The organism is Bacteroides sp. AM07-18 (genome assembly GCF_003602695.1).
Lineage (GTDB): Bacteria > Bacteroidota > Bacteroidia > Bacteroidales > Bacteroidaceae > Bacteroides > Bacteroides uniformis.
In genome coordinates, this window is sequence record NZ_QTLM01000005.1 from 102,804 (window position 1) to 125,690 (window position 22,887).

Consider the following 22,887-nt stretch of genomic DNA (forward strand, 5'->3'; position numbering starts at 1 on the left):
CGACAGCGATATGAAAGGAACAGACCATTTCAAAAGAACGATACAAATGTATCTGGAACAGCGGGCGGAGGAAGATACGCTCTTTGCGAAGAAGTACCGCAACCCTGCCAAGAACATAGACGAGTGCGTGACCCACATTCTGAACCATGTGCAGAAAAGTGGTTGCAACGGCTTCACGGACGGAGAGATATTCGGGCAAGCCATCCACTACTATGAGGAAAACGAGATAGAGGTGGGCAAACCTATGAACTGCCAAGTGGTGGTGAACCATGTTGTGGAACTCACGGAAGAGGAAAAGGCGGAGGCACGTCAGAATGCAGTCCGCAGATACCAAGAGGAGGAACTCCGCAAGTTGCAGAACCGCAACAGACCGTCAGCGAGAAAAGAAAACCACCCCCAACCCTCATTATTTGATTTAGGCTTATGAAACCGAAGACCAAGATACAGAAAGAGGTGGCAAGACTTTCAGCCAACCTCCGCCCCATATCAACGACACAAATTGAATGGGCATACCGCCACTGCGTTGAACATATCGGCTACCGCACCAAGAAAGGGAACATTACCTGCTCCGACTGCGGTCACGAGTGGCACAGTGACAGTGGACTATGCGACACCCTTGAAGGTTGCACCTGTTCCCAATGCCATGCCAAACTCAAAGTGCAGGACACACGCAAACGTATCTACAAGGAAACGCAATATTTCAGCGTGATAACCATCTGCAAAGGCTATCAGGTAATCCGTGTGGCGCAGGTCAGATGCGAAAGCAGGAAAGGCGAGCCGATGCAATTCTACTGCCACGAGGTTGTGCAGCGTTGGATTTCACCCGACGGTAAGGTTACAGACATGGCGTTGCTCCGTGGCTTCACATTCTATTACTGCGATGTATGGGCATTGTGCAGCGCGATGGAGATAAGACCGCACAACAGCCTATACGATGATGTTGTGGCAAGAAGCTGTGCATATCCCAAAATGAGGGTATTACCTCAACTCAGACGTAACGGCTTCAAGGGCGATTTCCACGGCATTTCCCCCGTGCGTCTTTTCAAAGCCTTGCTTTCTGACCCAAGAATTGAAACCCTTATGAAAGGCGGTGAGATTGAGGTTATGAAACACTTTATTTTCAATGCCCGTACTGCCGATGAATGCTGGGCATCATATCTGATTGCCAAGCGTCACAAGTATCTGATAGACAACTTCTCCATGTGGTGCGACTATTTGCGTATGCTCAACAAACTCGGTCAAGACCTCCGCAACCCGAAGAACATCTGCCCCGAAGATTTCATGGCGGCACACGACAACGCAACCCGAAAGATTGAAACCATACACGAGAAGGAACGAGCAGAGCAACGCCGCCGCTGGGAGATTGAAAGGCGTGAGCGTGAGCAACAGCGGCAACTGCAAAGGGAAAAAGATGCGGAGGATTTCATCGCCAACAAATCCAAATTCTTCGGATTGGTAATCACGGACGAGGAAATAATCATCAAGGTGCTTGAAAGCATAGACGAGTATTACAGCGAGGGCAAGGCACAGAACATCTGCGTGTTCGGCAGTGAATACTACAAGAAAGCCGACACCCTCATACTCTCGGCAAGGATTGGCGGTGAGATAATTGAAACCGTAGAGGTGGATTTGCGGACACTCAAGGTGGTGCAGTGCCACGGCAAGTACAACCAAGACACCGAATACCACGAACGCATCATAGACCTTGTGAACAAGAACGCCAACCTTATCCGTGAGCGGATGAAAGCGGCATAGCATAAACCCTAAAACAACATTGATATGGAAGTAAGAATCGAAAGCATGATTTGTGTGTGGGATGATGCAATTCCCACGATGTTCATTGAATTTGTAAATCTCCTCACTCTCACAACGAGTGAGGAGGGATTGAGAAGGAGTGTGAAGGAGTTTGCCGAGAAGCACGAACTTGACAAGTTTTTCCTTTACGGCTTCGGCTCACACCATTTCTACCTGCATCAACGCTACACGAGCAACCCCGAAATGGTGATGAAGGACAGAGTTCTGTCAGTACATTTTTAATCATCTAAAAAGCAACATTATGGCAACACGAATGACCATCAACGGAGTAAGCACCTGTACGGAAGCAGGTACGGAGAAATATGAGCGTTTCCAATCGGGTATCGGCAGACGCAAGCGGACACTTGTGCAGTACGACTACCGCCATACGGACGGAGAACTGTTCGCTTGTGTCAAACCCACATTGGACGAGTGCCGAACCGCAAGGAACAAGTGGCTGAACGCAAAGCAGGGAAAGGAGGGCAACCGATGAACACGACCTATCAAACGCTGATAGTCAAATTCAGCGAACCTATCACGGCATTGGACGGTATCTTTGACGAAGCCCAAGCGTGGGGAACGAACACCCTCAAAGGGTGGATAGATGATTACGAAAGCACACGTTTCACCGCCACCGACAGCCATACGGCAGTCATCACGAGCGAGTATAATATGGAGTGTGTGAAAGAGTGGCTGCAACGACAGACACCCATTGCCGAGATGCGAGAATTTTGAACAAGTTGGCGGTGTCCGCACCGCCAACACTTAAAACCCTAAAACAACGGATATGATAGCACAGACGATATTACAGCAGATAGGCGGAAGACGCTTCACCGCCATGACGGGAAGCCGTGACTTCATAGATATGGGCAACGGCTTACGGATGAGCCTTGCAAGGAACAAGACAAGTGCCAACCGCCTTGACATCATCTATGATGCAGGGGCAGACCTCTACAATATGCGTTTCTACCGCAGGACATTCAGCAAAAAGACATTCGAGAGCAGAACAAAGGACATTGCCATACACGAGGGCATCTATTTTGATATGTTGGAGGAAATGTTCACGATGGTGACGGGACTTTACACACGCTTTTGAGTGGAGGGGCGGCGAGAGCCGCCCTACTTTCTTTCAGTGAGCATGATGGCGGACAAAGAAAGTAGCAAAGAAACCTTTGTTTCAATCGCTTGTTAGCGATATATAAAATATTATGAGTATCTTTGTAAAAGTATTGATACTCATAATCATAGTAATATTATGTGTGAATTAACAATAAGTCAAAAGCACATCATAACAGAACGAAATAATAGTAAAGGTGAATATCAGCCGGCGTTTATGCAGATTCGTATTCACAATTCTTTTGATGGAAACATCGATGAACTTGATGTCCCAACATTAGGAACTCTTGTTCATGAATACATCCACTTTCTTCAAAATGTATCAACTCCGTGGGGACTATATGATAGTATGGTTCGATATAATATAATGGCGGAAACATATGCTTTTGTAGAAAATGCTACATCTACTATCACTCTCCCATTAAATATTGATTATTCTCAAGGATTGAAGAATAAAATGGATATTGTAGAATGTGGAACAGGATATTGCCCACTTTCAGATACACGGAGAAATAATTTTAAAATAGATGTAAGTGAACGGATTTGCATCCATAGAAACTATAAAAAGGTAAATAATAGAAATTTACCAATAATAACATTAGATATCAGTTTTACGGATGGTTCAAAACAAACCATTGTTTTGGGTGCTAACATTATTAAGGAGAGTATGGCAGCATTGTATCAAATGCTCATAGATGAAACTGCAACTCATGAAGAATTTGACCTCCCATATAATTTAATTAAGATTATTGCAGAACAACATTTTTCTGCAATAGCATCTGATAATATAAAACTGATAACTATTTGCTATATATCTTTGTTTAGCCTTTCTCCTGCTGAAGTTCTAATAGATAACTTAGCATACGCGAATGAAAATCCGGATTTATCTGCAATAGAATTGTTTGAACGGTTCGTCAATGAAGATAAAATATACATCAAGGGAAAAGCAATGTCAGTTTGTGACTTTTTTGATACTCTTATAGACACATTCAAACAAGTCTTTTTTAAAAGTGTCCGAGTCGGAATCGATTATATTGGCGAAGTTTTGGAACGAATTCGTCCTGCCAAAGGATTTGTTCCTATCTTAACTTTGATTACTGATTACCAACCCTTATCTAAGGAACGAATTAAAACGTTAATAGATTTTTTAGGAATGCCTTATAGCTATACAGACAGTGGCGATTTTAATCCACACCTTCATCCTCAATAGATTCCGAAAAATTATCTGATGATATGTTGGCACTAATAGGGCACAATGCATTATTTTCATATTTAACGAGATTGCACAAATATGGTTATGTATGCCCATTGCATTCGTTTTGTGAAAAAGAAAAGTATGATAAAGATGAATGTTATGATGAACCTTGGAATGGGAAAATGTGCCCTATGACGATTATGGGAGATGTGATACATATTAAAGAGAAAGAAGTAAAAATTCAATTTTAACAAACCGGAAAACCTCCGATGAAGTTGTGGTTTCATCGGAGGTTCTTTTGTCTATTTACATTTATGGGATATACAACAGCGCAAACTCCGCTTTTCTCCGTTTGAGCAGCATGGCGTGGCGTTTACCCTTGTAGTTGCAGAAGGCGATATACTCACGGTAAATGTTCCTGTCGCCAGCTTCCAATTTCTTGATTAAGGTACTTTTGGGGAGTGTCTTGCTGCCTAACAGCTTCGCCGGTCCCACATTGTAAGCTAACGTGCCAAGCAAAGTCGAATCAACTCCGAATTTACGGAACATGGCGACAAATTTGCGCAGGTCTTTCCGCAAAAGTTCATCCGCGTCCCATTTTGTCATGGTTCGTGCTGAATACTTCTCGTTTGGCAAAAGTTTGTGACCCCAACCCACGTATGGATGGTGTTTTTCTGAGTGCCAGCCCTCAAAATAGCGACAGCATAAAAAAGCCCGTTCCATAAGTGGCAGACGGTAGATTGCCGCCTGCCCGTCCGTTTCCTCTTGGCGGCTGGTCCGTGCAGATACGGAACAGACCGCCAGAAGCGAACAGAGCATTATCATGAATACACGCATCATTTCAACAAGGGGCTGAAGTTGCCGATGGGAACGATGGTCAAACCGTCATCCTTTACATTCCGGTTGTTGAAGTCAAATTCCAACTCGAAGGAGTTGCCGAAGTTGTCCTCCACCACCACGATGAAGTTGTGTGCTTCTTCACCCTCCGCCGTGTAGTACAGACGGAACTTCCCGTTCTCCAGCAGGTAGCGGTCGTTGGGCAGGAAGGTGATGCCGTTGTCCATTTTCAACTTTCCTTCTCCCTCAAACTGAAAATAGCGGATAGTGTAAAGCGTGTTAGCGAAGTCGCCCTTCTTTTTCAGCTCACAGCGGATTTCCACCGTCTGCCCCTTTGTCACCTTGTTCGGCACGGGCATGACCTCCACCGTGAAGGGATAGGACTGTTGAATGTCCATGTCGTCGTCGCACGATACGAGGGTGAATGACACGGCGGCTATCAGGCATAACGCCACCGCCTTGAAGATGGATGTTCTCTTGTTTCTGTTGTTCAGTATGTTCATTGTTCTTCGATTTTTAGATGGTTGTTTTTTAATTTTTCGTTGTCAGTTGCAGGTACTTGTTCAAGTCCTTGCAACCGTCATAGAGGGAGGAACGGTCGGTGACACGCTCCCCGTATCGCCCCACAAGTGCGGCAAGCGTCCGCCGTCCGGCTTCGTCACGGTCAAGGAAACAGTCGATGCGCCCGTAGCCGTCCAGCAATCCCGCCGCCTTCTCCACGTTGGCGACGGAGTTCAGCACAAGGCAGTCAGCGTTACCGGTTACGCCAAGCGTCACCGCAGAAAGGAAGTCCATGAAGCCCTCGAACACGAGGCATTCGTCAGCCGGAATTTCTTTAGCCATTACCAAAGACATATCTTTTGGCGGGATGCAACCCTTGAAATATCGGCTTCTGACTTCATAGCCACCTGCCATGTTCGGGAAGCCGACGGCAAAATACCGTTTCCCACGAACGCCGTAGTTAAGACGGCAACAGTGACGGGATGCGATGGCGTAAGGGATGCCCCGTTCTGCCAGATACTCCGTCAGCGGTGAACGAAACAACGGAACTGCCTCCACATCCTCAAAGACGGGTTCAATCGGCTTCGGGAGATAGGCGGGTTTTTCCCATCCGGTCACCGTCATGTTGGCGGCTTCCGCTATGAACTTCGCCTGCGTCCTAAAGTCATCGCTTTGCAGAAACTCCCCGGCAAGCGTGAAGATGTCGCCGCCCTTGCCCAAACCGAAGTCGTACCAGAGCTGTTTCGCCACGTTCACACGGAAAGAGGGTGTGCGCTCGCCCCTGTACGGGGCAAGATACCACAGCTCGTTACCGCTCCTTCTAACAGGCTCATGCCCCAGCCGTGCGAGAAAATCCGCAAGCGGCATCCTTCTGACAGCATCTATTTCCGTCCTTTCCATGCCCGTGTCAGTTGATGATGAACTTGATACCGACCCCGAACTGCGTGTGAAACTTCCGCGTGTCGCCACCCCAAAGGCAACGCTCCCGCAGATTGGCAAGCAGGGCTATACGGTCTGCCACGTAGCATTCCACATCGAGCGTCAGCGCGCCGCCGTAGATGAAGGCGTCCCGGTCGTGCAGCGTGGAGCCGTCATGCAGCATTTTCTTCCCCCAATTCACAGACTCATATCCGGCGAGAGCCGAAGCCCCAGCATAGACGAACACGATTTTTCGGGCGTCCGACAGTATCTTGAAGTAATATCCGCCATCCGCCGTGAACTGCGCCACGGGTATCTTGGTGTCCTTATAGGGGTTGTTCTTCAGGAGGTATTCGCCACCGAACACCCACTTGTTCCCCTTCTTCGTGTAAGTGGAGAGTGCCGCCCCGAAACTGTACCCGCCATCCTTGCCGCCGGGATTAAAGCCATCCGCCATATCCGCCCTCACCTCGATACCCTGCATTTTCGGCAGGCATCGCTGGGCGTGCGCCTGCCCCGTGAAAAGGGCAAGCGACGCGATGATTATTGCGATGTACTTTCTCATGGTCAGCGTACTTGAAGTTCGTTGATGGTACCCGCGCGTACCAAATCCTCGTTCTCAATCACGAAGGACTGGTGACGGCCGCCGTTCTTCTCGTTCAGTTCCACCACAAGGCATTTGTCGTCGGGGATGGTGAACTTAGCCATCGTGAAGACCGTGCGTTCACTTTTCTTGCCCGGCACGAGGGTGGCGTAGTTCTGCGCTCGGAGCGGCAGGATGATCTGCTCCTGCATGGCGGTACGCTTCGCCACCTTCTTGTCCACGATTTTCCATGTGATATAGTCCACATCGAAAGGCACGTTGCTCTGGTTCTTTATCTCCGTGTGGAAATAGAGCAATCCGTTATGCGTGTAGATGCCTTTGAGAAGATACTGGATGCCGAAACGCTTGCAGCCGATATGCTTCACCTCCCGTTTGTTCTGTTTGTGGATGGACTTCATGATAAGGCGCACCAGCATCGGGCTTTCGCTGCCCAGCTCTTTCAGATAGATTTCCTGCGCGTTGTTCGGGCGGTTCACCGTGCTGCCGTCATGGATGAAGTCGCACATCTCCACGTTGAGCAACAGCGGTTCGGCGGCGTACTTCACGTTGAAGGTGTAGAAACTGCCGTCTTCCGTGATGACGGACATATTCGTTTCGTTGGGAAAATTTCTCACGGTAGCCTTCACGCGGATGACGTTCTCCGCTCCGTCGGCTTTCCCGGCAATCAGGTCGGGCGAGCCTAAATCGACATAGCGCACCTCCGCCGGAAAGATGACGTGGACAGTCTTGTCGTAGGTCACTTCCAGACCGTGCGGCGGTATCATGCGGTCGAAGGTCAGCTTGCGTGACAGCCCGTGATACAGGTCGCCGTCCGCCTCCTTCTGCGGATAGACCTCCTTTGTCAAGGTCGGCTGTTCATTACTTCCGTTGGTTGTTTCAACGGTTACATTCTCCTGCGCGTGGGCAGATGCGATGCCCATAGCGAGGGCAAACATGATGATTACTTTTCTCATTACTTTTGGATTTTTAGTGGTAAATGTTTTTTTGATTGATTATTGTTTTCAGTCCTTTTCCTGATAGAGCATAACCCTGTACCCGGCTTTCAGATGCACCTTTACGGTTCGCATTTTCTTGGCTATGTACTGGCTTGTGCCTTGTATCAGCCCCTTGCCCAAGTCGGAGGCGAGCTGCGCCCCGGCATTGGTGGAGATGTTGATGCTGCTACCCAACGAACCTCCCATGTTGGCGGCGACCTCCCTGACGGCGTTCATCTCCATCGAGTTCGGGATGAAGATGCCGGGCTGTCCGTCCGTGTCATAGACCGCAAGCTCCACGGGGATAATCGTACCGTCATATTCCAGCGAGGTAATCTCGATGTCGAGCCGTTCCCCCTGTATCTTGCCCGTGCCGACCACCACCGCATTGCGGGGGATTGTCCTGCCCGCCACCGCCATAGGCTCCAGCAGGCGAAGCCTTACTGTCTGCCCATCCGTCACGCTCTGCGCCCCATGCACACACGCCGGTATGGTGTTCCGGTCCGATACCTCTGTAGTGCCGACAGCCGTGTTGAACCCCCGGTTGCGTTCCTGCGAGAAGGTGGCGACAAACTCCGCGTTGCTCATGGGCTGTGCAAGGAAGGAAACGATTTGGCGGGTCACTTGCCTTACGGGTGTCGCCGTGTTCTTCTTTCCCTTCTGCACGGTGGAAGGCTCTGCCGCCTGTTCCGGCTTTCCTCCGTTCTGACCGCCCATGTACTTTGCCGCCAGCTCATAGGACTTCTCCATAAGTGCCACCTGTTCGTCCATAGATGAAGTCCTGCCTTTTTCGCTTTCCAGTTCCGATTCCAGCGAGGCGATGCGCTCCAACAGCTCATCCATCTCGGCATTGTCGTTCTTCGGCTGTTCGTAGAAGTTGCCGAGGGTGGCGTTCAGGTCACGGTAGGCGGCAGCGGAGGATTGGATAGTCTGCGGTGCGGCAGGCTGTGCCTTTTCCTCCTTGCCGCCCGGATTGGCGAGGTCGAAGTTCGTTCCGTCCTCCGTTCCCGCTATCTCGCGGTCGAACATGTCGCTCAACTGCCCGATGGTACGGTTGCGGCTCTCCTGACGCTCTTCCATCTCCCCATGCTCGTAGGCTTTCAACTTGTCGCCGATAATCTGCTTGTTCGCCTTGTCAGCGTCGGGCATTTCGGTGTTGTATCCGTCCGTTCCCGGCGGTTGTTCCTTGCCGGAGGACGGGGCGAATATCAGCCACATCGCCCCAATGAAGACCAGCACCATAGCGGGCAACACGATCATCTTCTGCCGTTTCAGCCGCTGAGCCTCTGTCAGCGGTTCGCGCCCCTTTTTCGGCTTTCCCGTGTCGGGAGCGGCTTTGTTCTCTTTCGTCGGTTCATTCTTCGTCTGTTCCATATGAATAAGGTGTTAAGTGATTGTCTGTTTCCACCGGGGTCGGCAGTTCCACCCGTCCGGCGTGTCCCGTTTCCATGCGTGAGCCGTCGTTTCTGCCGATGTCATAGACGGCTCTGCCGAAGGTATAGAGGGCAAGCACCGCGAAGGCGGCGAGCATCCCCAGCATGATGCGGCGGCGTGTTTCCGGCGGCAAACCGTCCAAATACCCTTTGAGCCTTGCCACCAGCCGTTTCCGTTTGTCGTGGAGCTTCCAGTATGCGCCCCACATTGTTTTTCTGATACTTTTTACTTTCCGTTTCATAATCCGTTACCGTTTGATTGTCTGTAAATCCTTGTTCTCGATGATGGTGAAGCCCTCGATGGTGAAGCCATTGGGGTTGTCGTCCGACCGCGATGCGTTCAGCAGGCGGCAGGTAGTCACGAGGCTGCGCTCGGTGACGTTGCTCTGCCGGATGATTTTCTGCGTGGCGTAAGTCACGGCACGGTAGGGATAGGCGTTGAAGTCACACACCACGCTGTCCACCTTCAACACTTGGTTGATGTTCCCGGCGATGATGCGGTTGTAGTACCCCTTCTCGGCGAAGTCCGAATAATAGTGGTACACGCTCTTGTCTGCCAGCAGCAAGGCACGTTTTACGTTGTGTTCAATCGCGCTTTTTTCAGGTGACAGCGTGAAGAAAAGCTCGTGGAAGCGGCGCACATGCTCCCGTGCCTCCGCTGGACGGTTCTGCGACAGATCCTGCGACAGCGCAAGCATCAGCGATTTGCCGTTGTCCAACACATAGATTTTCTCCCGTTGCTTCTCCGCGAAACGGTAGGAGTTCCACACGCTCCACACCGTCACCACGGCGCACAGCGAGAGGAAGACGATACCGAACAGGCGTATCTGCCTGAACGATGATTCGATGTTTTTAAGTGACTTAAATTCCATTGTTGTTTATTCGTTTTTAATTGTCAGTTGATTATTTCAGCAGTTTCCCGGCACGTCCGACCACGTTTCCTGCGGCTGCACCCGCCACGCTGCCCGCCATGCTTCCGGCTCGTCCCGCCATCTGGTTCACGTTGCGACCGTAACCGCCCATGCCTCCGGCTTGGATAATCCAGCCGGCAACGGTGGGAATGGTGAAGTAGCCGATGATGCCGATGCAGAGGAACACGATATACACCCCGTCGCTCGAATCCAGCGAGAAGTTCGGGTCTGCCTGCATCCGCTCGATGTCGCTTTGCAGCATCAGCACCTGTATCTTCGCCAGTATGGTGCTGAACATGTCCGACACCGGAAGCCACAGATAGACCTGTATGTAGCGGCATATCCACTGCGTGAGCGTGCTTTGGAAACCGTCCCATACCGACAGGGCGAAGGCTATCGGACCGAGTATCGCCAGCACCACGAGAAAGAAGGTGCGGACGGTGTCTATCACGAGGGCGGCGGCTTGGAACAGCAGTTCCAGTATCTCGCGGAAGAAGTCGCGGATGCTCTTCTTCATATTGTACATTCCCCGGTCGATATACATTCCCGCCATCGTCACCATGTCGGAGGGCGACCAGCCGAGTTCCTCCAGTTGCTTGTCAAATTCCTCGTTGGACACGAGGTAGGCGGTTTCGGGGTTGCGCACCATCGCCTCGTATTCCAGCTTGTCCTTCTGCTCCCTGTATCGGTTCATGTCCAGCGTTTCCGCCTCCAGCATCTTTGCCGTGCCCTGTACAACGGGTGAGAGGATGCTGTTTATCGTGCCCAGCACCACAGTCGGGAAGAACATGATGCACAGACCGATGGCAAAAGGACGGAGCATCGGGAATACGTCTATCGGTTCGGCTCTCGCCAGCGACTGCCATACCCGGTAGGCGACGTAGAACAGCGCACCCAGCCCGGCGATGCCTTTCGCCACACCCGCCATGTCCCCACATAGCGGCATCATCTGCTCATAAAGTGAGCGTAAAATCTGATGAAGGTTATCGAACTCCATAGGCTTACCAGTATCTTTCGTTCATGTTCCCGTACAGCCCCATGATGCGGTCGAGGTCGTTCTTTTTCTTTGCACGCAGATAACTCACGGAGATGTTCTTGTTGGTGTAATAGCTCACAAGGTTGCGGTAACGCTTCATTTTGGAGTAGCAGCGTTCCACCACGTCCATGCGCTCCTTGTCGGTCATGGAGAGCGTGGTGATGTTCACCACATTCTTCAGTTCCGTCAACACTTCGTTGCTCTCTTCCAGCAGTTTCGTGTAACCGAAAGCGATTGCCGACAGCTCTTCTGGTCTGAAATTTCCATCACGGAGCATCCTTTGGAAACTGTTTACATAAATGTCGGTGATGTCGCCTACCATCAGGATGGTCTGCTGCACCTTGCGGGCGTCCTTGACGAGATTGTTCACCGATTTGAGGGGTAGGCTAAGCATCCAACGCCCTGCCGTATTACTACGGTGGGTTTTCGGAAGCTCGCCCCCAAACCGGACGTACACGTCTCCGCGTATCCGGCTTTCTACTAATAATATCAATCTATCCATTGTTACTGAGTTTTTTGTAGCACTTACCACATATGGCAATAGTCTTTCGTTTGCGAGCCATCATTTGTTTTTCGCAGGTAGTTTTCCCTTGAAGATTTTTTAATTTTCTCACATGGTGCATCACTAACTTATCGACTGCTCCACATAATTCACATTTTTCCGCTTTCAGCCTATCTATAAGACTTGTGTTTGTAGGATGATATGTGAATTTGGGCAAGTTGTCTAAATCCTTAATGTTCATTGGATTTTTCTTTTTGAACCCACCATGATAAAAGGTCAAGTCTTTGGTAGTACCGTTCTTTAAATAGTATCTAACTGAAAAAAGTCCATTCTTGGTGTACTTTTTTCGGATTTGCGACATCGTTGTCCGATATTTCTGCGCAAATGTTTTGTACATACTATATTTCATGATATACCCAAGTTTTGACAGACTACTACAATTATTAGCCAAACAATAGTAATTGTAAATGCCCTTTATTTCCTTGTTGTACCTGTCAAGTATCTCAAAGTCATTGTTGTTTGAAAGTTTGGGACGGGATTTTGCTTTCCAATACTCCTTGCCGTTGTGTATCTTTATTTCTAAAACACGATATTCGAGCAACTTTTTCTTAAACGTATCCTTTCCAAGTGCCAATTGTATCCTCTTATTGAAGACACGTCTTAGTACTCCGTATTTGCTTCTTTTGGTGTCATTGGATTTCCTTACAAAAATCTCATATCCGAGAAATTTTGCAGCGTTTTCAGCATGGGTGATAAGTGTTTTCTCATCGGACAGTGTAAGAGCCAACTTTTCATAGAGGAAGTTCTTTATGTCCTCTTTGATGATGATAGCATCTTGTTTACTGCCAATAATTCCAATTAGAAAATCATCCGCATATCTCACATATTTGAGTTTTCTGTAGTTCATATCCATTTCGTCACCATCAGAATACTGCAAACCTTCTTTTTGATAAGCCTTATATTGTCTTATCAATTCTGACCTTTCACTTTTGTCTTTTACCACTTTCAACTTTTTCAGAATACGGTGTCGTTTGCCTTCAAGTGATACTACCTGTTTAGTTCTTTTCCGTTCTTTCCCCTTATCAAATTTTTCAGTGTATTCCTTCATGAATTTATCCAATTTATCAAGGTATATGTTTGCCAAGATAGGGCTGACAATTCCGCCTTGCGGTGTTCCGCTGTAGGAGTTATGAAAGTTCCAGTCTTCGATATATCCTGCATTCAGAAATTTTCTAATCAAGCGAATAAATCTTTCGTCAGCGATACGTTCTTTCAGAATACCTATCAGTATCTCATGATTGATATTGTCGAAAAATCCCTTAATATCACCTTCTACGAACCATTTCACGCCCGAAAATGTCTTCTGAATATCAGACAAGGCAGTGTGGCAGCTTCTTAGAGGTCGGAAGCCATGTGACGTTTTTTCAAACTGTCTTTCATAGATGGCTTCCAATATCATTCTGACCACTTCCTGCAATAATTTATCATTAAAAGCTGGTACACCTAATGGACGCATTTTCCCATTTTTCTTTGGGATATACATCCGTTTTGAAGGTTGGGGCTGATAACTCTCATCTTTCAACGATGTTATCAGTTGTTCAATTCGGTTCAGGCTCATTTGGTCAATGGTTTTCCCATCTGCACCTGCTGTCATATTGCCCGGTTTCGCATATATGCGTTGGTAGGCAACGTAATACATTTCCTCATTGAAAAAGATACGGTACAAGCGTTCAAACTTGTAATTCAAATTTTCACTGTGTTCCGTTAGACTGTTTAATACATACTCTGGACTTCTCATAATGTCTCTCACATTTTCCGTTATTTGCATTAAAATTATTAGCTGCTTCCCTTCGCCATGTACAGGGCTTTCCCCTGCTCAGACTACTACGGAAGCTCCGTTGCCTTGTCGGATTTTCATAGGTCTGTACCTAATAGCCTTGCGGCGTTCCGATTTAGGCAATCCCCGTTTACGATATAATAACATGGCTATGATAGATTGTCGGATATGACTTCCGCCCGTTACCGCTTACTGCGGTTGTGCCGTAATTTGTTCCTGCCTCTACTACACGACGCTCGCAACAGAGGTATTACGGTATAGCGAGTTAAGTTATCTTTCACTATAAAACATACTGGGTTCACTTGGACTATCATTCAATCAGTTTGGATTTTATCCTCGTATCTATCTGTTTCATCTCACCATTCAGTTGCAATTTGATAACTAATTGACTTATGGCTTTCCAGCGTGCTATACTCCCTGCCGTCCTTTCGTGGGCAGATAAGCTGGTGATGATAGGTAAATATTGGAACACTTACCTAATAGCTTGCCAATGCTACATTTATTATATCGCCTATACGGGCGCACCATCGTAATACTTTTTGCCCTGCTGATAGATTTTCACCGTTTCCTGAAAGTTGCTCACCATGTTCGTGGCAGTCTTGGAGGTATGGATGATGTTTTTGGAGGCATTGATGATACCCTGCGCCAGATTGCCCGGATCGCTTACGACCCACTGTGCGCTTGCCCTGCCTGCGAAAAGCAGGCACAGGCAGATAATCATTGTTATTCTTGTTCTCATGTTACTTTGGATTTTAGTGGTTGTTATTCTTCTGTCGGGTGTCCCGGCTGCGGTTTCACCCGCACATAGTCGCCGCCCGGCGAGAAGGTCAGCACGTCCGTGGCCTCGTTGTAGGACACGTCGATGCGGAAGCCGGTGTTCATGAACAGGTTGCCGTTTTCCTCCTGCAAGAGATAGGTTTCCGGTTTCAGCTTGCGGCGCAGACCGCTCCGGCGGAACACCGTCACCTTGTAGGCTTCGCCCTCCTTGTAGATAAGCACATCGGGCTTCCCCTCCACGCTCTCCCAGTTCCCGCACAGCATATCACGGAGGTTGTCGGCCACGTCGCAGGATTGCAGCATCATGACCGCCAATCCGATCAGACACTTGCTGACTTGCAGCATTTTCACTGTCTGTAAATTCATACGCATTTTTCTTTTTTCGTTGATAAATTCATTTTTAATTGTTGGTTGTTTCCTTGTTTCTCCGCTTCTCGGCAAGTTGCCGGATGGCGGCTTCGATGTCGCCGCCCAACTTCTCCGCCAGATGGTAAACCTCCACTTTCTCCGTTTCCTCGGTGGTGTACGCCAGATACTCTTCTGCACTGACCTCGGTGGCATAGACCGCCGATTGTGTGCCACCCAAGCCTATCCACACCTCTTTGTAGAGCCGTGAAGGGTTGTTCGCCATGTTGATGGAGAGTATCTGCGACTTCTCCTTTTCCGTCAGTCCGAGCAACGCCTGTATCTGGTCGAACTTGTTCATATATTTCCTTTGGTCAAGCAGGATTTTACAATCCGAGTTGTTGATGATGCTCTCTTTGACCACCGGAGAACTGATGATGTCGTCCACCTCCTGCGTCACCACGATTGCCTCGCCGTAATATTTTCTGACTGTCTTGTACATATAGCGCAGATATTCAGCCATGTTCGCTGAAGAGAGAGCCTTCCAAGCCTCTTCCACAATAAGCTGTTTCCGTACCCCTTTCAGTCGCCGCATCTTGTTGATGAAGGCTTCCATGATGATGATGGTCACGACGGGGAACAGTTCGCGGTTTTCCTTAATCGAATCTATCTCGAAGACAATGAACCGCTTGCCGAGCAGGTCGATGTTCTCCGTGGAGTTGAGCAGGAAGTCGTAGCGTCCGCCCCGGTAATACTGCCGCATGGTGGTGAGCATGTTGTCGATGTTGAAGTCGGACTTCTCCACCTTGATGTCACGCTGTGCCAGTTCCTTGCGGTAGTCGTCACGCATATACTCGTAGAAGGTGTTGAACGACGGCACGATGCTACGGTCGGATTGGATGCGCTCAATATAGGCACTCACGGCACTGCCCAGCTCGCCGCTCTCCGTCTTTGTCACCTTGTCGTCCTCCGACTTCCAGAGCGTCAGCAGCAGGGTCTTGATGCTGTCCTTCTTCTCCACGTCGAAGATGTAATCGTCGGTGTAGAACGGGTTGAAGCTGATGGGCTTATCTTCCGTGTAGGTGAAATACACACCGTCCGCTCCGCCTGTCTTGCGTCGGATCATGCCGCACAAGCCCTGATAGGAGTTTCCCGTGTCCACCAATACCACATGTGCGCCTTGCTCATAATATTGGCGCACGAGGTGGTTCATGAAGAAAGACTTGCCGCTGCCCGAAGGACCCAGCACGAACTTGTTGCGGTTGGTCGTGATACCCCGCTTCATCGGAAGGTCGCTGATGTCGAGGTGCAGCGGTTTCCCCGTGAGCCTGTCCACCATCTTGATGCCGAAGGGCGAGAGCGAGCTGCGGTAGTTGGTTTCCTCTGTGAACAGGCACACCGCCTGTTCGATGAAGGTGTGGAAACTCTCTTCCGCCGGGAAGTCCGCCGCATTGCCGGGTATCGCCGCCCAGTAGAGTGTCGGGCAGTCGATGGTGTTGTGGCGCGGCACGCATTCCATGCTTGCCAACTGGCTGCCCACGTCGTTCTTGATATGCTTCAGTTCCTCCGCATCGTCGCTCCACGCCATGACGTTGAAGTGTGCCCGTACCGAGGTCAGTCCGTAGGAATGGGCTTCGTTCAGGTATTGGTCTATCCACTCGCGGTTGATGCTGTTGCTCCTTGAATAGCGAGATAGCGACTGCATGTTACGGGCGGACTTCTCGAACTTCTGCAAGGTTTCCTCACTGTTGTCTATCAGCACATACTGGTTGTAGATATGGTTGCAGGAGAGCAGAAGCCCCACCGGGGAGGCGAATGACAGTCGGCAGTCACTCCGGTCGGTGGAGAGCTTCTCGTAACGGGTGTCGGTAGCCACCTTGCCCGGCAGGTCTTCCGCGTCGGAGAGGGTGTGCAGACACAGGCGGTTGTCGCCGATGCGCATCTCCCTTGCCGAAAGCTCGATGTCCTGCAAGGTGGTGTCACCTTCTGGCATGAGCGAGAAGTAGCGTTCAATAAGTCCCGCCTTACCCTCCGTCCCCACGATCTCGTCGGTGGAGAAGCGGCGCAGCCTGACAAGCCCGCTGTCGTTCATGATACGCTCGAACTGTTCGCAGGTTTCCAAGAACTTGGTCGTGGTTTCCCTGTCCAGCTCCATCGGGATGATATGTCCCCGGCACAGCGTGCTGAAATTGCTCTGCATCCGGTTACGCTCCTTTGTTGTCTTGGTCAGGTAGAGGTAGCAGGTGTGTTTCAGGTACGGACGCTCGTTGAAGTGACGCTCGAAAGAGCGGCTTAAAAAGCTCATGTCGTCCTTCTGAAGCTCCGGTTTGTAGCGTTCCTTGATGAACCAGTCCTGTTTGTGTACGACGGAGTAGTCCGGCAGCACCTTGATAGCCTTGCACCAGCAACTGTGTATCGCCTCGTACTCCGCACCCGTCACGGTGTAAAGTTCCGGTAGTTCCACCTCGAAAGCCACCGTGATGTCGGCGTCCTTTGAGATGATGCAGCCATGCTCCACCGCTAAAAGTGGGAACCTGTTTTCCAGTGTTGTCATTTTCGATGTATTCCTCATTGTCTTTCTTCCTTTCGTTGTCGTTTGAACAGACGGGTTATCCGCCGCCGGTTGATAAGGTATCGGGGATGGCTCCGTGCCGCTCCTAATTTCATCAGCCCGTGTTCGCCGTACCGGGCGTTCAGCGCGAAGGTCTGCCATACAAGGAGGGAGGACGATGCCGCGCCGAAGCCGATACATATCCACTGGTCGATACCGACCATGTAGAGGATGACGAACAGGACGAAGAGAGCCAGCAGACCTCCGCAGAAGATGAAGAGGTACTGTGCCTTCAAGCCCTTGAACTCTACCGGACGGCCGATACCCTTGTTGATTGGGTATTCAGCCATACATTATTTATTAAAGGAAGAATGAGCGCAGGATGGTGGCGGCAACAATCAGGAAGATGCACGCGCCGAACCACGAGGCGGCTGTCTTGCTGGTGTCGGGGTCGCCCGATGAAAACTTGCCGTACACTTTTACGCCCCCGATAAGCCCGACGACTGCACCGATGGCGTATATCAGTTTAGTTCCGGGGTCGAAATAAGAACTCACCATAGAGGTGGCTTCGTTGATGCCCGCGATGCCGTTTCCCTGCGCGAAAGCGGAGGCGGTTGCGGCGATGACAAGTGCCGCGGAGAGGATTGCTTTTCTGTTTTTCAAGATGTTCTTGTTCATAAACTGTTCTTGTTTTTTGCCGTCAAAAGGGTGGATGGTCCTTTGTCGGGCGGTTGATACTTTGTTTCTTTACTTTGGTTTTAGTGGATGCCCGTTTGTTTCCACGGACGTGGGCGTGTCCGTTGCGGATGGGGATGCGCCTTGCGTTTCCTCGCCGCGTGGGTTGATGTCATTCTTTCATGTTCATTTCTTTTATTGTTGTCATACATAGTTGCGAATGTCGAACTCCTCGATGTTGTCCGGCACGACGAACTCCTTTTCAGATTTCTTCAGCCGAATCTCGATAAGCCCCTTGATGCGGATGCCTATCTCCGAAGAGCCTTCCATCATTTTCTCGTACAACTCCGTGCCCTCCATGTCGGTGAACACCTTCGCCGCCTTTTCACGTTCCGCCTGTGTCGCGTCCGGGTTTTTGGCGGTCTTGCAGGCGTCGTCAATCTCGTCAAAGCTGCTGCCCGAAGCCCGTGGCGTGTCCGAGGCGTCCTCTTCCGGTTCGTCGTCCCCGTATCCCAGTTCCTCCGGCGGTATGCTCGTGAAGGTCTCATCGAGTTTTTCCTCCGGGACTTGTGCCGGGCGGGATGCGTTTCCCGTTTTTCCGTCGTCAAAAGTAGCCTCTTCCTCCGACAGCTCAATGCCTTTTTCCGAAGTGGCGGCTTCTTGCGTCGGTATGGCAGCGGTTGTCCGGGTGGATGCCATCCTGAAACGGCTCTCGCCGATGATGTCCGCCTTTTCCGCAGGGACTTCCTCGTGTGCCGCTATGCGTTTAGCCTCATTCCCGTCCAGTGACCGCCATAATCCGGCAATGCCCTTGAAGAAGCGGACAATCCGCGTGTCCATGATGCGCTCGTAAAGGAGCAGGAACAGGAACCAGAGGTTGCAGCCGACCGATACCGCCAGCAGAATGTCTGTCATGCTAATTGTGTAATTCATATCCTTCCGTTTTGGTTAGAATACTGAATTGTAATTTCGGGCATAAAGGCTCTTTATCGCATCCTCGCACTGGTTGAAATGGTACGTCAGCACATGGTCGATATAGGCGGACAGCGTAAGCCGGTCATGCCCGATTACACGGGTGATGCGCATGATACGCTCGTGGTACTCCGGGCGCACATACGCCATTTTCCCCTCACGTGCCTTTACTTCCGGGTCGCGGATGAACAGACGTTCATAGTCCTTCTCGCAGCATTTGTCGGTTACCGGGACAGGCGACAGTATTTCCACACTCGCCTGCACTTGGGCAAACATACCTCCGCAGTCTTGCTGTGGTCTTTTTTCATTCGGTGTCATTTCTTTTTCCATTTTCAAATCAGATCTTCACGTTGTTTCTTGTACAGTTCGTTGATTCTCTCCTTGTGCTGTTCCAGATGCTGGCGCAGCACGGTATCCACATATCCGCCTACTGAGATTTCCCCTCCGGCGATGTCGTTCACGATTCTGAGGATCTTGCCGTGGACGTCACGGCTGATATAGACACATTGGCGGGTCTTTATCTCGTTGCGGCGCAGGAACAGCTCGTTGTAGTCCTCGTCCTGCCTTTTCCGGCGTCCACTTTCCCTCTGCGCTTTTTCCCGTGTTACGGGTTGCACAGGAGATGGTTCCGGTGCGGCGGTGTCCTCTTCGGTCGGTGCAGCTGCGGGTACTTCCTGTGCGGGGCGCAGTGTCCCGTCCTGTGTGCGCCGCCCGATGGAGGCTAACAGCAGTTCCTCGTCGATGCCTTCCGTGTTCACTTTCCTGCTGCCCATGCTCACTGCGGTCTGATGATGTCGCTTATCTCTTCGGAAAACTCCCGGATGCCACTCCCTTTCAGCAGTGCCGTGTCCATCGGGAAGATGGTGGAGCGGAAAACGCTCTTGCGCTCTTCCGAAAGGTCACGGCGGAACTTCTTGCTGTCGGGCAAGCGGGTGGAAAGTACCGGAAAGCCCATTTCGGCTATCACTTCCTCGTAGATGCCGTACAAGTCGTTCCTCTCCCTGCCGTCCACCATCGTCCAGAACAGATGCAGCCCCTTTGTTTTCGCCTGTCCGGTAGTCATCAGCCTGTCGCGGAACATCGTGACGAATTTCAGGGTACTCTCCACGACAAAGCGGTCGGCACTCAGCGGAGTGAAGATGTAGTCCATCTGCGAGAGCGTCTTTATCACGCCGTTACTACGGAGCGTGCCGGGCATGTCGAAGAACACCACGTCGGGTTTCATGTCCTCAGTGGCAATCATCCTCTCGGCATCGTCGAGGGCGTTCACCGCATTGCTCTTGACGATGGTGTAGGCGTTCTTTTTGATCCGGCGGAAATGGTCGCAAGCGAGAGCCTTGAAGTAGGTGCTGCTGTCGATAAGCCCCATTTCGTGTTCGCGCAGCCCGTGGATGCTGTGCTGCGGGTCGTCGCAGTCCACGACGGCGACATTGTAGCCTTTCACGTTGTGCAGGTAGCTGGCGGCAAGTGCCGTGACAGTGGATTTGCCGATGCCACCTTTCTGTGTTGCGAATGCAACGAAGATTTCCTTACTCATAGTTCCATTTATTTTAATTGTTGAAGATTTCTTTTTCTATTTATATGCGGATTTGGTTGCTACATTATCCGCTTCAGTGAACAGACACACGGGCGGGTCATCGCGTATCCGGTTCTGTGGTGAAGCGGTGCGGCGAACAAGTGATGAATGACGACACTGCGTCATGAAGTCATTGAATCCGTACTTCACCGGATTGTCGGATAACCGGGGTTCCGACGGTTCGGGTATCCGCTTCGGCAAGTGTCCGAAGAAGCGGTTTTCCGGGTATTTGAATGTTCCGTTTCTCATATCTTCAAATCGTTGGTTCCTTGAATCATGCTGCAAATAAACAAGTATATTTTGGAACTTGTATCACTTCCCAAGCAATTGGCAGCACGTTGCGCCGGTTGGCAGTCATTGACCGGGTCAAGCGTCTGTCCGATACCGCTTTAAGGACGTAACTTTGCCCCCGGACAGCAGGGTTCGCCGATGGTGGCACAGCCGGAGTCCTGAAAGGTATCTTCCCATCCGTCCCCTGACGGATTTTTATGTTCACCTGAACATAGCAAGGTATGTTTTCAGCCGCTCAAAATATTTTGAGCATCCCGGAAAACGCCTTGCCCTTGCAGGGGGCGGGCTTTCCCTCCGAAGTCGGGAAGCCTTTCAAAACTGCGGTGCTGTAATCCGAAGCGGCGGCTTATGCCGTCAATCCGCTAAATCCAAAGTAATATGAAAGAGAAAAGGAAAAGCAAATCAGGGAGAAATCCCAAACTTGATCCGGCGGTGTACCGTTACACCGTCCGTTTCAATGAGGAGGAACACAACCGTTTCCTCGCCATGTTCGGAAAATCGGGTGTCTATGCACGGTCGGTTTTCCTCAAGGCGCACTTCTTCGGACAGCCGTTCAAGGTGCTTAAGGTGGACAAGACGCTGGTGGACTATTACACCAAACTGTCGGATTTTCATGCACAGTTCCGTGCCGTGGGTACGAATTACAACCAAGTCGTGAAGGAACTGAGGCTGCATTTTTCAGAGAAAAAGGCGATGGCGTTGCTCTACAAATTAGAGCAACACACCGTCGAACTCGTGAAACTGAGCCGCCGGATTGTGGAACTTTCAAGGGAAATGGAGGCGAAATGGTCGCAAAAATCAGTGTAGGAAACTCGTTGTACGGCGCGATTGCCTATAACGGGGAGAAGATTAACGAGGCGCAGGGGCGGTTGCTTACGACCAACCGCATCTACAATGACGGTTCGGGAAAGGTGGACATCAACAAGGCGATGGAGGGTTTTCTCACCTTCATGCCGCCACAGATGAAGGTGGAGAAGCCGGTGGTGCATATTTCGCTCAACCCGCATCCGGAGGATGCGTTGACCGATGCGGAATTGCAGGATATAGCCCGCGAGTATCTGGAAAAACTCGGTTTCGGCAACCAGCCTTATCTTGTTTTCAAGCACGAGGACATCGACCGCCACCACCTGCACATCGTGACGGTTCGGGTGGACGAGAACGGGAAATGTATCAGCGACAAGAACAACTACTATCGTAGCAAACAAATCACCCGTGAGCTGGAGAAGAAATACGGGCTGCACGATGTGGAGCGCAGGAACCGCCGTCTTGACACGCCGCTAAGCAAGGTGGACGCATCGGCAGGCGATGTGAAGAAACAGGTAGGCAACACCGTGAAAGCTCTGAACGGGCAGTACCGTTTCCAGACGATGGGCGAATACCGTGCGCTCCTTTCCATCTATAACCTGACGGTGGAGGAAGCGAGGGGTAACGTGCGCGGACGGGAATATCACGGGCTGGTCTATTCCGTCACGGACGGCAGGGGCAACAAGGTGGGCAACCCGTTCAAGTCCTCGCTCTTCGGGAAGTCCGCAGGCTATGAAGCCATGCAGAAGAAGTTTGTACGTTCCAGATCGGAGATTAAGGACAGGAAACTGGCAGACATGACGAAACGTACCGTTCTTTCCGTGCTGCAAGGCACTTATGACAAGGATAGGTTTGTTTCCCAACTTAAAGAGAAGGGCATCGACACCGTACTGCGCTACACGGAGGAAGGGCGCATCTACGGGGCTACCTTCATCGACCACCGCACGGGGAGTGTGCTGAACGGTTCGCGCATGGGCAAGGAGCTTTCGGCGAATGCCTTGCAGGAACACTTCACCCTGCCATACGCCGGACAACCGCCGATACCGTTATCCATCCCTATGGATGCTGCGGACAAGGCACACGGACAGACCGCATACGACCGTGAAGACGTATCGGGCGGAATGGGCTTGCTCACTCCCGAAGGTCCGGCGGTAGATGCCGAGGAAGAGGCTTTCATCCGGGCGATGAAGCGCAAAAAGAAGAAAAAGCGCAAGGGCTTGGGTTTGTAATCGGAGTAT

The 22,887-nt window shown here is 50.6% G+C and carries 30 protein-coding genes and 1 pseudogene; 10 read left to right on the top strand and 21 right to left on the bottom strand.

The genetic code is table 11. The features are described from left to right. Positions 1-10: 10 nt before the first annotated feature. From DW096_RS09190 to DW096_RS09225, 8 genes are all read left to right on the top strand, one after another. Complete coding sequence (locus DW096_RS09190; RefSeq protein ID WP_007487599.1) at positions 11-427, top strand: PcfK-like family protein; 417 nt, start codon at positions 11-13, stop codon at positions 425-427. Next, complete coding sequence (locus tag DW096_RS09195) at positions 424-1,755, top strand: PcfJ domain-containing protein (protein ID WP_007487601.1); 1,332 nt, start codon at positions 424-426, stop codon at positions 1,753-1,755. The genes DW096_RS09190 and DW096_RS09195 overlap by 4 nt, the downstream gene beginning before the upstream one ends. A gap of 24 nt (positions 1,756-1,779) precedes the next feature. Continuing rightward, positions 1,780-2,037, top strand: coding sequence for a hypothetical protein (locus tag DW096_RS09200; RefSeq protein ID WP_007487603.1), 258 nt, complete (start codon positions 1,780-1,782; stop codon positions 2,035-2,037). A 19-nt stretch (positions 2,038-2,056) separates the two neighbouring features. Continuing rightward, the gene (locus tag DW096_RS09205) at positions 2,057-2,287 is read left to right on the top strand and encodes a DUF3873 domain-containing protein (protein WP_007487606.1); all 231 of its coding nucleotides are present in this window, start codon (positions 2,057-2,059) and stop codon (positions 2,285-2,287) included. Further along, positions 2,227-2,529: a hypothetical protein gene (locus tag DW096_RS09210; RefSeq protein ID WP_009037596.1), complete on the top strand. Its 303-nt coding sequence runs from the start codon at positions 2,227-2,229 to the stop codon at positions 2,527-2,529. Before DW096_RS09205 ends, DW096_RS09210 begins: the two co-directional genes overlap by 61 nt. A gap of 52 nt (positions 2,530-2,581) precedes the next feature. Further along, positions 2,582-2,890, top strand: coding sequence for a hypothetical protein (locus tag DW096_RS09215; RefSeq protein WP_004348438.1), 309 nt, complete (start codon positions 2,582-2,584; stop codon positions 2,888-2,890). 159 nt (positions 2,891-3,049) lie between these two features. Further along, positions 3,050-4,120 (top strand): hypothetical protein, encoded by a 1,071-nt coding sequence (locus tag DW096_RS09220; protein WP_004348439.1) that lies wholly within the window; start codon positions 3,050-3,052, stop codon positions 4,118-4,120. Positions 4,121-4,143: 23 nt separating this feature from the next. Beyond that, positions 4,144-4,356 carry a hypothetical protein gene (locus DW096_RS09225; RefSeq protein ID WP_007487609.1) on the top strand — a complete coding sequence of 71 codons (213 nt, stop codon included), beginning with the start codon at positions 4,144-4,146 and terminating at the stop codon, positions 4,354-4,356. Positions 4,357-4,417: 61 nt separating this feature from the next. Here DW096_RS09225 and DW096_RS09230 read toward each other — a convergent pair whose 3' ends face one another. From DW096_RS09230 to DW096_RS09330, 21 genes and pseudogenes are all read right to left on the bottom strand, one after another. Continuing rightward, complete coding sequence (locus DW096_RS09230; RefSeq protein ID WP_004348440.1) at positions 4,418-4,945, bottom strand: lysozyme; 528 nt, start codon at positions 4,943-4,945, stop codon at positions 4,418-4,420. Next, a complete protein-coding gene (locus DW096_RS09235) occupies positions 4,942-5,445 on the bottom strand; it encodes a DUF3872 domain-containing protein (RefSeq protein WP_004348441.1) in 504 nt (167 codons plus the stop codon). The genes DW096_RS09230 and DW096_RS09235 overlap by 4 nt, the downstream gene beginning before the upstream one ends. Before the next feature lie 28 nt (positions 5,446-5,473). Then, the gene (locus DW096_RS09240) at positions 5,474-6,343 is read right to left on the bottom strand and encodes a toprim domain-containing protein (RefSeq protein ID WP_004348442.1); all 870 of its coding nucleotides are present in this window, start codon (positions 6,341-6,343) and stop codon (positions 5,474-5,476) included. A gap of 7 nt (positions 6,344-6,350) precedes the next feature. Next, complete coding sequence (locus DW096_RS09245; RefSeq protein ID WP_004348443.1) at positions 6,351-6,926, bottom strand: conjugal transfer protein TraO; 576 nt, start codon at positions 6,924-6,926, stop codon at positions 6,351-6,353. A gap of 2 nt (positions 6,927-6,928) precedes the next feature. Further along, positions 6,929-7,918: a conjugative transposon protein TraN gene (traN, locus tag DW096_RS09250; RefSeq protein WP_004348444.1), complete on the bottom strand. Its 990-nt coding sequence runs from the start codon at positions 7,916-7,918 to the stop codon at positions 6,929-6,931. A 48-nt stretch (positions 7,919-7,966) separates the two neighbouring features. Further along, a complete protein-coding gene (traM, locus tag DW096_RS09255) occupies positions 7,967-9,313 on the bottom strand; it encodes a conjugative transposon protein TraM (RefSeq protein ID WP_004348445.1) in 1,347 nt (448 codons plus the stop codon). Beyond that, on the bottom strand, positions 9,294-9,581 hold the full coding sequence (locus DW096_RS09260) for a TraL conjugative transposon family protein (protein ID WP_004348446.1): 288 nt from the start codon (positions 9,579-9,581) through the stop codon (positions 9,294-9,296). The genes traM and DW096_RS09260 overlap by 20 nt, the downstream gene beginning before the upstream one ends. 39 nt (positions 9,582-9,620) lie before the next feature. Further along, the gene (gene traK / locus DW096_RS09265; RefSeq protein ID WP_004348447.1) at positions 9,621-10,244 is read right to left on the bottom strand and encodes a conjugative transposon protein TraK; all 624 of its coding nucleotides are present in this window, start codon (positions 10,242-10,244) and stop codon (positions 9,621-9,623) included. A gap of 31 nt (positions 10,245-10,275) precedes the next feature. Next, positions 10,276-11,280, bottom strand: coding sequence for a conjugative transposon protein TraJ (traJ, locus tag DW096_RS09270; RefSeq protein ID WP_002560977.1), 1,005 nt, complete (start codon positions 11,278-11,280; stop codon positions 10,276-10,278). Between the two features lie 4 nt (positions 11,281-11,284). Next, positions 11,285-11,821 carry a conjugal transfer protein TraI gene (locus DW096_RS09275; RefSeq protein ID WP_120028733.1) on the bottom strand — a complete coding sequence of 179 codons (537 nt, stop codon included), beginning with the start codon at positions 11,819-11,821 and terminating at the stop codon, positions 11,285-11,287. Continuing rightward, positions 11,814-13,619 carry a reverse transcriptase/maturase family protein gene (locus DW096_RS09280; protein ID WP_101542997.1) on the bottom strand — a complete coding sequence of 602 codons (1,806 nt, stop codon included), beginning with the start codon at positions 13,617-13,619 and terminating at the stop codon, positions 11,814-11,816. Before DW096_RS09280 ends, DW096_RS09275 begins: the two co-directional genes overlap by 8 nt. 565 nt (positions 13,620-14,184) lie before the next feature. Next, positions 14,185-14,379 (bottom strand): annotated as a pseudogene (locus DW096_RS09285) (DUF4141 domain-containing protein); the annotation flags it as partial. Positions 14,380-14,420: 41 nt separating this feature from the next. Next, entirely contained in the window at positions 14,421-14,801 is a 381-nt protein-coding gene (locus DW096_RS09290; protein WP_004348448.1) for a DUF3876 domain-containing protein, read from the bottom strand. A gap of 34 nt (positions 14,802-14,835) precedes the next feature. Continuing rightward, positions 14,836-17,352 carry a TraG family conjugative transposon ATPase gene (locus DW096_RS09295; protein WP_007487620.1) on the bottom strand — a complete coding sequence of 839 codons (2,517 nt, stop codon included), beginning with the start codon at positions 17,350-17,352 and terminating at the stop codon, positions 14,836-14,838. After that, positions 17,349-17,681 carry a DUF4133 domain-containing protein gene (locus DW096_RS09300; protein ID WP_004291514.1) on the bottom strand — a complete coding sequence of 111 codons (333 nt, stop codon included), beginning with the start codon at positions 17,679-17,681 and terminating at the stop codon, positions 17,349-17,351. Before DW096_RS09300 ends, DW096_RS09295 begins: the two co-directional genes overlap by 4 nt. A 10-nt stretch (positions 17,682-17,691) precedes the next feature. Then, positions 17,692-18,009, bottom strand: a complete 318-nt coding sequence (locus DW096_RS09305) for a DUF4134 domain-containing protein (RefSeq protein ID WP_002560983.1) — start codon at positions 18,007-18,009, stop codon at positions 17,692-17,694. Positions 18,010-18,210: 201 nt separating this feature from the next. Further along, a complete protein-coding gene (locus DW096_RS09310) occupies positions 18,211-18,939 on the bottom strand; it encodes a hypothetical protein (RefSeq protein WP_007487622.1) in 729 nt (242 codons plus the stop codon). A 15-nt stretch (positions 18,940-18,954) separates the two neighbouring features. Next, positions 18,955-19,308 carry a DUF3408 domain-containing protein gene (locus tag DW096_RS09315; protein WP_004348451.1) on the bottom strand — a complete coding sequence of 118 codons (354 nt, stop codon included), beginning with the start codon at positions 19,306-19,308 and terminating at the stop codon, positions 18,955-18,957. Between the two features lie 2 nt (positions 19,309-19,310). Next, positions 19,311-19,751: a DUF3408 domain-containing protein gene (locus DW096_RS09320; RefSeq protein ID WP_004291503.1), complete on the bottom strand. Its 441-nt coding sequence runs from the start codon at positions 19,749-19,751 to the stop codon at positions 19,311-19,313. 2 nt (positions 19,752-19,753) lie between these two features. Continuing rightward, entirely contained in the window at positions 19,754-20,515 is a 762-nt protein-coding gene (locus tag DW096_RS09325; RefSeq protein WP_004348452.1) for a ParA family protein, read from the bottom strand. Positions 20,516-20,551: 36 nt separating this feature from the next. After that, positions 20,552-20,803, bottom strand: a complete 252-nt coding sequence (locus tag DW096_RS09330) for a hypothetical protein (RefSeq protein ID WP_009037593.1) — start codon at positions 20,801-20,803, stop codon at positions 20,552-20,554. 420 nt (positions 20,804-21,223) lie between these two features. Between DW096_RS09330 and mobA the strand changes: the two genes are divergently transcribed. Then, entirely contained in the window at positions 21,224-21,652 is a 429-nt protein-coding gene (gene mobA, locus DW096_RS09340) for a conjugal transfer protein MobA (protein WP_004291488.1), read from the top strand. Further along, entirely contained in the window at positions 21,631-22,878 is a 1,248-nt protein-coding gene (gene mobB / locus DW096_RS09345) for a conjugal transfer protein MobB (RefSeq protein ID WP_038557346.1), read from the top strand. The genes mobA and mobB overlap by 22 nt, the downstream gene beginning before the upstream one ends. The last annotated feature ends 9 nt before the right edge of the window (positions 22,879-22,887 follow it).

Excerpts from the sequence above, each read along its gene's own strand:
- DW096_RS09190 (WP_007487599.1), top strand. The coding sequence starts at position 11 with ATGAAAGGAACAGACCATTTCAAAAGAACGATACAAATGTATCTGGAA.
- DW096_RS09195 (WP_007487601.1), top strand. The coding sequence starts at position 424 with ATGAAACCGAAGACCAAGATACAGAAAGAGGTGGCAAGACTTTCAGCC.
- DW096_RS09200 (WP_007487603.1), top strand. The coding sequence starts at position 1,780 with ATGGAAGTAAGAATCGAAAGCATGATTTGTGTGTGGGATGATGCAATT.
- DW096_RS09205 (WP_007487606.1), top strand. The coding sequence starts at position 2,057 with ATGGCAACACGAATGACCATCAACGGAGTAAGCACCTGTACGGAAGCA.
- DW096_RS09215 (WP_004348438.1), top strand. The coding sequence starts at position 2,582 with ATGATAGCACAGACGATATTACAGCAGATAGGCGGAAGACGCTTCACC.
- DW096_RS09220 (WP_004348439.1), top strand. The coding sequence starts at position 3,050 with ATGTGTGAATTAACAATAAGTCAAAAGCACATCATAACAGAACGAAAT.
- DW096_RS09225 (WP_007487609.1), top strand. The coding sequence starts at position 4,144 with ATGTTGGCACTAATAGGGCACAATGCATTATTTTCATATTTAACGAGA.
- DW096_RS09230 (WP_004348440.1), bottom strand. The coding sequence starts at position 4,945 with ATGATGCGTGTATTCATGATAATGCTCTGTTCGCTTCTGGCGGTCTGT.
- DW096_RS09235 (WP_004348441.1), bottom strand. The coding sequence starts at position 5,445 with ATGAACATACTGAACAACAGAAACAAGAGAACATCCATCTTCAAGGCG.
- DW096_RS09240 (WP_004348442.1), bottom strand. The coding sequence starts at position 6,343 with ATGGAAAGGACGGAAATAGATGCTGTCAGAAGGATGCCGCTTGCGGAT.
- DW096_RS09245 (WP_004348443.1), bottom strand. The coding sequence starts at position 6,926 with ATGAGAAAGTACATCGCAATAATCATCGCGTCGCTTGCCCTTTTCACG.
- traN (WP_004348444.1), bottom strand. The coding sequence starts at position 7,918 with ATGAGAAAAGTAATCATCATGTTTGCCCTCGCTATGGGCATCGCATCT.
- traM (WP_004348445.1), bottom strand. The coding sequence starts at position 9,313 with ATGGAACAGACGAAGAATGAACCGACGAAAGAGAACAAAGCCGCTCCC.
- DW096_RS09260 (WP_004348446.1), bottom strand. The coding sequence starts at position 9,581 with ATGTGGGGCGCATACTGGAAGCTCCACGACAAACGGAAACGGCTGGTG.
- traK (WP_004348447.1), bottom strand. The coding sequence starts at position 10,244 with ATGGAATTTAAGTCACTTAAAAACATCGAATCATCGTTCAGGCAGATA.
- traJ (WP_002560977.1), bottom strand. The coding sequence starts at position 11,280 with ATGGAGTTCGATAACCTTCATCAGATTTTACGCTCACTTTATGAGCAG.
- DW096_RS09275 (WP_120028733.1), bottom strand. The coding sequence starts at position 11,821 with ATGGATAGATTGATATTATTAGTAGAAAGCCGGATACGCGGAGACGTG.
- DW096_RS09280 (WP_101542997.1), bottom strand. The coding sequence starts at position 13,619 with ATGAGAAGTCCAGAGTATGTATTAAACAGTCTAACGGAACACAGTGAA.
- DW096_RS09290 (WP_004348448.1), bottom strand. The coding sequence starts at position 14,801 with ATGAATTTACAGACAGTGAAAATGCTGCAAGTCAGCAAGTGTCTGATC.
- DW096_RS09295 (WP_007487620.1), bottom strand. The coding sequence starts at position 17,352 with ATGAGGAATACATCGAAAATGACAACACTGGAAAACAGGTTCCCACTT.
- DW096_RS09300 (WP_004291514.1), bottom strand. The coding sequence starts at position 17,681 with ATGGCTGAATACCCAATCAACAAGGGTATCGGCCGTCCGGTAGAGTTC.
- DW096_RS09305 (WP_002560983.1), bottom strand. The coding sequence starts at position 18,009 with ATGAACAAGAACATCTTGAAAAACAGAAAAGCAATCCTCTCCGCGGCA.
- DW096_RS09310 (WP_007487622.1), bottom strand. The coding sequence starts at position 18,939 with ATGAATTACACAATTAGCATGACAGACATTCTGCTGGCGGTATCGGTC.
- DW096_RS09315 (WP_004348451.1), bottom strand. The coding sequence starts at position 19,308 with ATGGAAAAAGAAATGACACCGAATGAAAAAAGACCACAGCAAGACTGC.
- DW096_RS09320 (WP_004291503.1), bottom strand. The coding sequence starts at position 19,751 with ATGGGCAGCAGGAAAGTGAACACGGAAGGCATCGACGAGGAACTGCTG.
- DW096_RS09325 (WP_004348452.1), bottom strand. The coding sequence starts at position 20,515 with ATGAGTAAGGAAATCTTCGTTGCATTCGCAACACAGAAAGGTGGCATC.
- DW096_RS09330 (WP_009037593.1), bottom strand. The coding sequence starts at position 20,803 with ATGAGAAACGGAACATTCAAATACCCGGAAAACCGCTTCTTCGGACAC.
- mobA (WP_004291488.1), top strand. The coding sequence starts at position 21,224 with ATGAAAGAGAAAAGGAAAAGCAAATCAGGGAGAAATCCCAAACTTGAT.
- mobB (WP_038557346.1), top strand. The coding sequence starts at position 21,631 with ATGGTCGCAAAAATCAGTGTAGGAAACTCGTTGTACGGCGCGATTGCC.